The organism is Mesorhizobium sp. LEGMi-168a (assembly GCF_058312955.1).
The window spans coordinates 1-1,049 of record NZ_JBZEGV010000150.1 but is presented as its reverse complement, the minus strand read 5'-3'; the positions used below and the strand labels follow the sequence as shown (position 1 = coordinate 1,049).

The window sequence follows — 1,049 nt, the reverse complement described above, 5'->3', positions numbered from 1 at the left end:
ATGGCAGGCTCACTTCTGTCGACGACAATATTCTGACGGTGACCGGCGACATACCGATGCCCGTCGGCAACATGAAACGGCGCATGACTGTGGTGCGATTGCGCGACCAGCGGCTCATTATCTTCAGCGCCATCGCGCTTGACGACGAACAGATGCGCGCGATCGAGGCCTTCGGCCAGCCGGCCTTCCTGGTCGTCCCTAGTGGTCATCACCGGCTCGATGCAAAGCCGTGGAAGACCCGCTATCCTTCGCTTCAGGTGATTGCACCGCCGGGCGCGCTTAACAGTGTGGAGAAGGCGGTACATGTCGATGCGACACGTGGCGACTTTGGCGATCCCGACGTCAAGCTCGTCACCGTCCCCGGAACCCGTGATGGCGAAGCGGCGCTGCAAGTTGACGGACCAAACGGCACGACGCTCATTCTCAATGATGTCGTCGGCAACATCCGCGACGCGTCCGGCTTTGCCGGCTGGGCATTGCGCATGATGGGATTTGCCGGTGGTGAGCCGCATATACCCTGGCCGGTCAAGCTGACGCTGGTCGGCGATAAGGCGGCACTCGCAGCCCAATTGAGACGATGGGCGGAACAGCCGGCGCTCAAGCGCATCCTTGTCTCGCATGGCTCCGTCATCGCCGATGATCCAAAGGGGGCGCTGCGCAAGCTGGCGACGTCGCTCGGATGAAGCATGGAGGCCGTTAGCCAACCTCCCCTCACAGCCAGGCCCCGAACAACCCGCTTCAAACCCGGCGAGCGCAGCGCTACGGTCCGTCCCATGGGTCCTTCCGTCAGCCCGACCATCGCCGCCCGCCGCGACCAGATGTTTCCCGTCCTGACCGATGCGGACATCGAGCGCATGCGCCGGTTCGGCGAGGCGAGGGCCTATGCGGCCGGCGAGCATATCGTCACGGCCGGCACGGTCTCGCCCGGGCTGATCGTCATCCTGTCGGGCAAGGTCGACATCACGCAGGCCGGCGGGCTTGGCCCGCGCGAGGCGATCATCAGCTATGGCGCCGGCAATTTCATCGGCGAGCTGGCGCAGCTTTCGAGC

The 1,049-nt window shown here is 64.3% G+C and carries 2 protein-coding genes; both read left to right on the top strand.

All coding sequences use genetic code 11. The features are described 5' to 3' along the window. On the top strand, positions 1 to 683 hold a 683-nt coding region (locus AC4FWB_RS34555), incomplete at its 5' end, for a hypothetical protein (protein WP_491030688.1). A gap of 90 nt (positions 684 to 773) precedes the next feature. Further along, positions 774 to 1,049: cyclic nucleotide-binding domain-containing protein (locus tag AC4FWB_RS34550; protein WP_491030686.1), on the top strand; the 276-nt coding region annotated here is incomplete at its 3' end.